The sequence below is a fragment of the Streptomyces sp. NPDC006265 genome, from assembly GCF_040613555.1.
GTDB lineage: Bacteria > Actinomycetota > Actinomycetes > Streptomycetales > Streptomycetaceae > Streptomyces.
This window is the reverse complement of record NZ_JBEXSH010000448.1, coordinates 1-7,333: the sequence shown is the minus strand read 5'-3', so window position 1 is coordinate 7,333 and position 7,333 is coordinate 1. Positions and strand designations below refer to the sequence as shown.

Genomic DNA, 7,333 nt, shown 5'->3' with positions numbered 1-7,333 from the left:
GTCCGCTGCCTGCCCCTACTCCGTCGCGATCACGCCCCGCACACGAAGAAGCCCCTGCTCATCGAACAGGGACTCCCTTTGCCACAACGCACTCAAGGGCCTTCCCGAGGCCGTGGAGACCGTCTGGCCTCGCACAATGGTTCAAACGTGCGTGGTTCACCTGCTGCGCAACTCGTTCCATTACGCCGCCCGTCAGGACTGGGACAAGGTCGCCAAGGTCCTCAAGCCCGTCTACACCGCACCCAGCGAGGATGCGGCCACGGAGCGATTCCTGGAGTTCCAGGAGGCGTGGGGCGCCAAGTATCCGGCGATCGTGAAGCTGTGGTCGGACGCCTGGGCCGAGTTCGTGCCCTTCCTCTCCTTCGACGTGGTCGAGCCGTGGCAGCGTGCTTACCGGCCAGGCAGCGCTGAGCGGAGAGGGCCCGTCCCGCCGTCATCGGGACGGGGCACCCCGCGCCAGCCTATTGGCCGTTTCCGTTTACGTCTCCTGGAGGAATGTCATGAAGAAGTCCTATGGCCGTGCCGCCGTCGCCGGTGTCGGCGTCGCCGTCGCCGGCAGCGCGCTGCTGATGCTGGGCGTCGTGGCCCCTGCGGTTCTGGTCGGCTACTTCGGCTTCAACGCCGCCAACGCTGGCGCTGCCTACACCGCGATCATGAGCGGCATGAGCATCGCCGCCGCGCTTTCCGTCTTCGGCGGCGTCACCGCGGCCGGCGGATGGGGCCTGTTCCTGCTGCGCCAGGCCGTCGCCGCCGCCGGCAAGAAGGCTGTCGTCAAGTAACACCTCGGGACCGGCCGGGCGTTGGGCAGCGGATGCCCATGCACCCGGCCGAACCTCGCGTGACCCCACACCAATCTGACGGAGACAACGACAGGAAGCGGTACGGGACATGACTGCCATGAGCAGCTGGGCGGTCGGCTGGACGGTCGGCCTCATACGCAGACAGCGTCTCGCGCTACTGTCCGGCGCGCTCCTTTGGTTCGGCGCTATGGCCGCCGGTGCGGCGATCGGCGCCGGTGAGGGCTCCGGAGTGGAGACGAACCCGGCTCAGCCCGGTCTGGCCACCTGGTGGCACATCTTCAGTGCCAACGCCTCCGTGGCGCTTCTCGCGTTCGGCGGCGTGATCACGCTCGGCGTCTTCACCCTGCTGTTCACCCTGATCTCCGGCACGCTGACCGGGTTGGGGCTCGGCAAGGCGTACACCGTGGCCGGTCCGTCCGTGATGGCCGCACACGTACTGCCGCACGCCGTCGTCGAACTCCCCGCCATCGCCGTCGCGGTGGCCGCGGGCATCGCGCCGCTGCCAGCGCTGATCCGGCACCTCATCGGAGACCGGGCGCAGCGTCCCCGCATCCGGGACGTGTTGACCGACTCCACCGGGCTGCTGTGCATATGCCTCGTCCTGCTTCTCGTAGCCGCAACCATAGAAACGTGGGTGAGTACCCTGTGAACACCACCGCACCCCGCCGGACACAGGTGCTGTCGCTTCTGGCCGTCGCGCCGCTGCTGGCGCTGCTGATGTTCCGGCTGCGTGACGTGTTTCGCGACGAGGTCGCCGCAGCGCTGCCAGACGCGACCGAGCAGGAGGTCAGCCTGGGTACATGGGCCGCGGTCGCCGCAGGTTCGGTGCTCAACGTCCTTGTGTACACAGCAGGGGTCCTGCTCATCGCGGCGGCCACGGCAGGGTTGTGCCGGGGGCTGGGATGCGACGTGGAGTTCCGACGTCTGCGGCATCTCGTCGGCGGCGTGTTCGCGCTGTATTTGGTGGCGCGTACAGTCGTGTTGGTCGCCCTGACCTTCACTCCGGTACCGAGTGCGAGCCTGATGGACTGGTCGACCCGCCCCGATCCGGGGCTGCTGCTCCTCGCCCTCGCCACCGGCTGGGTGCTGCGGAAGACGGCTCCCGAGCTCGGCGCGTTGCGGGTCGCGGGCTGTGCTATCGCGCCTCCATTGCTGCTGGCGCTGGCCCAGATTGCGCTCTAGGCGTCTGGTGCCAAATGGAAGACCTCAGATAGTGATACAGGCGATTTCAGGGCGAACTGCCTACTTTCGAGTCGACTACCGTCTCGCTATCAGCCGACTCGAAAAAACCAGCTACCTGAGCGTCCTTCAGGAGACCTTGTGCCTATGACAGAACATGACGAGAAACGGGCGGAGAACCCGGACGGGCAGCGGCCGGGGAAGCGGGGGGCCCCTGGTGTGGAGTCGGCGCGTGCTGCCCGCCGCGGCCGCGTTCACGATCCTCGTCGGCTGGGCGCGGGCAGCCGTCTACGCTTCCAGCCGTGACGATGTTGTCGCCGCCGTCCACACATCGTCGCGGGTGACCGAGTCCGCGCGGGCGACCGTCGTACAGATCCAGGACGCCATGCAGTACGCGTGGATCGGCTTCCCGCTCGTACTGGTCCTGCTTGCGTTCATCGCCGCCATTCTCAAGGCGGGGCAGGCTCTGCTGATCGCGATCAGCGGCTGCGTCGGTTCGTTCCTCGCTATGGCCGGCATGCTGTTGCCGTCCACCGGGATCCTGCCTGCCCTCGCCGGAGCGTTCTTCGTCGGGACCATCGCGACGGTCGGCGCCGCGTTGCTGCCCGGAAGGACCTGAACTTTCTGATGGCATCTCCCTTTCTGCGGGGATCGTTTCACTTGGCTCTGACCGACCAGCGCCGTTCCCTGAACCTGCTGCAGGGACGCCCCACGCCCCGTTGGGCGCTGGTCGCGGTCGCCTGCTGCTATGCCCTCGGCGCGCTGGTCGGCCTCGCGGCTGCTGCCGGAGTCGGTGCTCTGGCCGGGCATTTCCTGCCCGCGCGGGAGGTGGACCTCGCGCGCGTCGCGGCGTACGGATGGATGCCCGTGGTCGCCGCCCTCGTGGCGCTGGCGGCGTCGGTGCGGCTCGGTCAGGTTCGGCAGGTGATGTTCCCGAGCGACTTTCCTGTGCTGCGCACTCTGCCGGTGAGCGCCGGGCAACTGCTCTTCGTACGGCTCGTCGCACCCGCTCTGCTGTCACTGGCCGGTGTGGGCGTGGCCGGGACCGTGTTCCTGACGGTCTGGCTGGAAGGGCCGCCCGCGGAACTCGCGGTCGCCCTGGTGTGGGGCACGGTCGCCCTGGGCGGTGCGGCGCAGTTGGCCGTCGCGGCCGGGTATCTGCTGATCCCGGTGCGGGCGGCGCAGCTCCGTACGCTGGTACTCGTCGCGGTCGCGGGGGTCGTGCTCGGGACAGCCACCGTTCCGCTCGCCCGAGTGCTCCTGCCGGTGGGCGGCAAGGAGGACACGGCGACCGTACTCTCCCGACTCGGCGTGGACACGCTCACGGGGCTGCGCCCCGCCTGGTGGAACGCCCTGCTCGAGGGCGGCGCCGTCCCGGTCCTCGCGGCGATGTGGCTGCCCGCCGCCGGCCTCGGCGTCTTCGCCTCCCTCGGGTTCGTACGGGCGGGGCGCGGGCGGATTCTGCGCGAGGCGGACCCGCATGGGACGCGGGTGCGTGGGCGCCCCGAGAGCTTCCGCGCGGGCCGCTCGCCCGCCGCACTGATCGCTGTCAAGGAGCTCCGGAGCATCCTGCGGGGCGCGCACACACTCACCGGCGGGCTGCGCCGGATCGCGTTCGGCGCGGTCCTGCTGCTGGGCGTCGGGGTGGGGCATCTTCTGCTGGGCGGGAACGGCTTGCCAGGGCTACCCCTCACCGGAGCGGTGGGCGCGGTGGTCGGCATGGCGGCGCTGGCCTCGGACGAGGCTGTCCAGACATCGGGCCTGGAGGCCGAGCGGGGCTGCGCCGATCTGCTACGGCAGTCCCCGCTGCCCTACGGGGCGCTGCTCGCAGGGAAGATCGTCGCGTTCGCCGGGGTGGTCGCCGTACTGACAGCCCCGGCCGTTGCCGGATGGCTGCTGCTGTTCCGGGACCCCGTGCTGCCGCTGGCCGCCGGATGGCTCGCCGCGTGCGTCGCGAGCGGCGCTGCCGCGGTGGCGACAGCACTTGCCGTACCGGCCGCCGAGAGCGCCGCGCAGACCCGGATCAACAGGTCCGGGACGGCGGATCTGCTCCAACCGCTGTTGACCGCGGCGCTGATGGCACCCGCGCTGGTGACCACATCCCTGCTCGCGAAGTCCCCGCTCGCCGCTGCTGTCCCGCTTGCCGTCACCTTCGTTGTCCTCGTCGCCGCCGTGCGGTGGCTGGCAGCTCAGGACCGGCTGCCGCGGAAGTCATGGAGGATGCACGCGTGATACGTACGAAAGACCTGACCGTACGGTTCCGGGAGAAGGTCGCCGTCGACCGGGTCGACCTGCACGTCGGCGAGGGTGAGGTCGTCTTGCTGTCCGGGGCCAACGGCTGCGGCAAGTCCACACTGCTGCGGGTTCTGGCCGGGCTCCTGGAACCGTCCTCAGGGAGCGCGGAGATCGCCGGACAGGCGCCGGACACCGCCGCCGTGCGGGCGCTGCGGGGTTTCGTCCAGGACGATCCGCCGCTGTACGAGTACCTGACGTCCCATGAACACCTGGCATTCGCTGCACGGCTGTGGGGCGTACCAGTCGAGGACAGCCTCGAGCTGCTGGCACGCTTCGGTGCCGAGGACTGGGCGGGCACACTTATCCGGGATCTGTCCCTGGGCACCCGCAAGAAGGTCGGGCTGGCGGCGGCGCTCACTCACCGTCCCCGACTGCTGCTTTTGGACGAGCCGTTCAACGGCCTGGACGCCGGCTCCTGCGACGAGCTCGCGCTCTTGCTGAAGGAAGCCCGTGACGAGGGGTGCACGGTCCTCCTGACCGCCCATGAGCCGCAGCATGTCGAGCAGCTGCTGGACCGCCGTATCTTTCTCGACCGCCGGGGGCACGCATGATCGAGGTCGCAAGCCTCACCAAGCACTACGGAAGCCGCACCGCGGTGTCCGATCTCACCTTCACGGTGCGACCGGGCCGCGTGACCGGCTTCCTGGGACCCAACGGCGCGGGCAAGTCCACCACCATGCGCATGATCCTGGGCCTGGACCGACCGACCCGCGGCACCGCCACTGTGACGGGCCGGCGCTGCGCCGACTTCGCCGACCCGCTGCGCGAGGTGGGCGCGCTCCTCGACGCCGGCGCGATCCACGGCGGCCGTACCGCCCGCAATCACCTGCTCCAGCTCGCGCAGAGCAACCGCCTCACCGCCGCCCGGGTCGACGAGGTGCTTGGTCTCGTCGGCCTCGCCGCCGCCGCGAACCACCGCGTCAAGGGCTTCTCGCTGGGGATGCGGCAGCGCCTGGGTATCGCTGCCGCGCTGCTGGGCGACCCGCCGGTGTTGATCCTCGACGAACCGGTCAACGGGCTCGACCCAGAGGGCATCCACTGGATCCGGCATCTGTTGCGGGACTTGGCGGAAGAGGGGCGTACGGTGCTGGTCTCCAGCCATCTGATGAGCGAAATGGCCCTGTCCGCCGATCACCTGATCGTCATAGGCAAAGGGCGGCTGCTCGCCGACATGCCGATGGCCGCGTTCGTGGATCGGTACTCGCGGCAGGCGGTGCGCGTCGCTACGCCGCACCCGGCGGACCTGGAGCCGTTGCTGAAGGGCGCGGACCTGGAGTACGAGGCGGTGGAGTCCGCCCCGGACCGCGGCGTGTTCGAGGTACGCGATGCCCGGGCGGCAACGATCGGCGACCTGGCGGCGGGAGCTGGGGTACCGCTGCACGAGCTGTTCACCCAGCGGGCGTCGTTGGAGGACGCCTACCTGACACTGACCGCGGACTCCACCGAGTACCGCACCGGTGCCGACGCCCAACGCCCCCGGGACGGAGCCTGACCATGACAACGACAATGATGACCGGTCGGGGAAAGGTCACGGCGGTGCTGCTCTCCGAGCTCACCAAGCTCCGTACCGTCCGCTCGACCGCATGGACTCTGTTCTCCGCGTTTGCAGTCACCGTCCTGCTCGCCCTCTGCTTCTCGCTGCTGTCCCGGTACGCCTCCGGGCAAATTTCCTCGGGGGAGGGCGCGAGCCCCGCCGGGGACCCGGTGTTCACCAGCTTCGCGGGGATGGTGCTGGGGCAGCTCGCAATGGTCGTGTTCGGCGTGCTGGCGGTGTCCGGCGAGTACAGCAGTGGCTTGATCAGCACGTCGCTGCACGCCGTGCCGCGACGACGGCTGCTGCTCGGCTGCAAGGCCGCCGTCGTGGGCGGGGCCGCGCTGCTCACCGGGCAGGCGACGTCGTTCACCTCGTACGCGGTGGGGCAGGCGGCCCTCGGCCCGTACAGCACCTCGCTCGGGGAGCCGGGCGTGCTGCGTGCCGTGTTCGGGGCAGGGCTGTACATGGCGCTGCTAGCGGTGTTCGCGATGGGCGCGGCGACCGTGCTGCGCAGCCCTCTGCTCGCGCTGGGACTCCTGATGCCGTTCTTCTTCCTGGTCTCGCCGATCCTGGGGTCGCTGCCGAAAACGCGGACGGTCGCGCAGTACTTCCCGGACTCGGCGGGCATTCGGATCGCGCAGGTCGAGAAGCTGCCGGGCGCTCTTGGGCCGTGGTCCGGTCTTGGCATCCTGGTGCTGTGGACCGCGGTCTCGGTGGTGCTCGGGGTCGTAGCGCTGCGGAGCCGGGACGCCCGCTGATCGCGTGAGCTCCGGCTGAGCGTATGAGCTGAGGCACGTTCTCGCGTACGGATCACGCTGCGGGGCAGGTACCAGCGCGAGCGGCTTTGGAGTTCCCTGCATGGGGCGTCACCGGTGGGACCACGATATGCACTCTGATCTGGGGAGACGGGATCTGATGCGAACGGGCGGCATGGCTTGGCATGGCCGTCCTCGGAGCGCAGAGGTACCACGTGCCGGGTCCAGGGGCCGCCGTCCTGCGGCGGAATAGGCTGCCATCACGCGTGAGCGATGCGTGAGCGGACGATACGACGCAGGATGGACCAGACGGCATACAGGACCTGGCCTCTTAACCGCTGACCAGGGACAACAGGACCCCGCGAGACCAGGAAGCAGAACCCGTCACGATCTTGCAGGCCCTCGTAATGCGTAGGTCTCGGGTTCGAATCTCGAAGGCGGCTCCGGCAAAGGCCAGGTCACATAACCCGTGACCTGGCCTTTCGTGTTGCCAGGGGCATGAGGCGTCGCACGGTCGGGGTGCCGCGAGATGGCTTGCGTGAGCGATGCTGAGCGATGCGTGAGCGGAGCGGCTCGGAGCCCTACTTCTTGGGCTTCTTCGGCTTGCCGTTCTTCTTGGCCCTGGCCTCGGCTCTTGCCTTGGCCGCCGCCTTCTTGGTGGCCTCGCGGGCCTCCTCCGCCTCGGTCTTCCGCTGAAGCGGGACCAGCCTGGCGGTGGCCTCGGCGGCGTTCTTGCCGACCTGCGGCAGGAGGCTCTGGTAAATGTCCCG

At 69.4% G+C, this 7,333-nt stretch carries 8 protein-coding genes and 2 pseudogenes; 9 read left to right on the top strand and 1 reads right to left on the bottom strand.

Annotated elements, in window-relative coordinates; translation table 11 throughout:
- Positions 1 to 76: 76 nt before the first annotated feature.
- The 9 genes and pseudogenes from ABZ281_RS29945 to ABZ281_RS29905 form a co-directional block, all read left to right on the top strand.
- Positions 77 to 370 (top strand): annotated as a pseudogene (locus ABZ281_RS29945) (transposase); the annotation flags it as partial.
- Between the two features lie 130 nt (positions 371 to 500).
- Positions 501 to 779, top strand: a complete 279-nt coding sequence (locus tag ABZ281_RS29940) for a hypothetical protein (protein WP_356660482.1) — start codon at positions 501 to 503, stop codon at positions 777 to 779.
- Positions 780 to 888: 109 nt separating this feature from the next.
- The gene (locus tag ABZ281_RS29935; RefSeq protein ID WP_356660480.1) at positions 889 to 1,449 is read left to right on the top strand and encodes a stage II sporulation protein M; all 561 of its coding nucleotides are present in this window, start codon (positions 889 to 891) and stop codon (positions 1,447 to 1,449) included.
- Complete coding sequence (locus ABZ281_RS29930; RefSeq protein WP_356660478.1) at positions 1,446 to 1,982, top strand: hypothetical protein; 537 nt, start codon at positions 1,446 to 1,448, stop codon at positions 1,980 to 1,982. Before ABZ281_RS29935 ends, ABZ281_RS29930 begins: the two co-directional genes overlap by 4 nt.
- Before the next feature lie 229 nt (positions 1,983 to 2,211).
- The gene (locus tag ABZ281_RS29925; RefSeq protein WP_356660476.1) at positions 2,212 to 2,598 is read left to right on the top strand and encodes a hypothetical protein; all 387 of its coding nucleotides are present in this window, start codon (positions 2,212 to 2,214) and stop codon (positions 2,596 to 2,598) included.
- A gap of 41 nt (positions 2,599 to 2,639) precedes the next feature.
- On the top strand, positions 2,640 to 4,211 hold the full coding sequence (locus ABZ281_RS29920) for a hypothetical protein (RefSeq protein ID WP_356660474.1): 1,572 nt from the start codon (positions 2,640 to 2,642) through the stop codon (positions 4,209 to 4,211).
- On the top strand, positions 4,208 to 4,825 hold the full coding sequence (locus ABZ281_RS29915; protein WP_356660472.1) for an ABC transporter ATP-binding protein: 618 nt from the start codon (positions 4,208 to 4,210) through the stop codon (positions 4,823 to 4,825). The genes ABZ281_RS29920 and ABZ281_RS29915 overlap by 4 nt, the downstream gene beginning before the upstream one ends.
- Positions 4,822 to 5,766 carry an ABC transporter ATP-binding protein gene (locus ABZ281_RS29910; RefSeq protein WP_356660470.1) on the top strand — a complete coding sequence of 315 codons (945 nt, stop codon included), beginning with the start codon at positions 4,822 to 4,824 and terminating at the stop codon, positions 5,764 to 5,766. The genes ABZ281_RS29915 and ABZ281_RS29910 overlap by 4 nt, the downstream gene beginning before the upstream one ends.
- Positions 5,767 to 5,768: 2 nt before the next feature.
- Positions 5,769 to 6,566 carry an ABC transporter permease gene (locus tag ABZ281_RS29905; RefSeq protein WP_356660468.1) on the top strand — a complete coding sequence of 266 codons (798 nt, stop codon included), beginning with the start codon at positions 5,769 to 5,771 and terminating at the stop codon, positions 6,564 to 6,566.
- 578 nt (positions 6,567 to 7,144) lie between these two features.
- Here ABZ281_RS29905 and ABZ281_RS29900 read toward each other — a convergent pair.
- A pseudogene (locus tag ABZ281_RS29900) lies at positions 7,145 to 7,333 on the bottom strand (site-specific integrase); the annotation flags it as partial.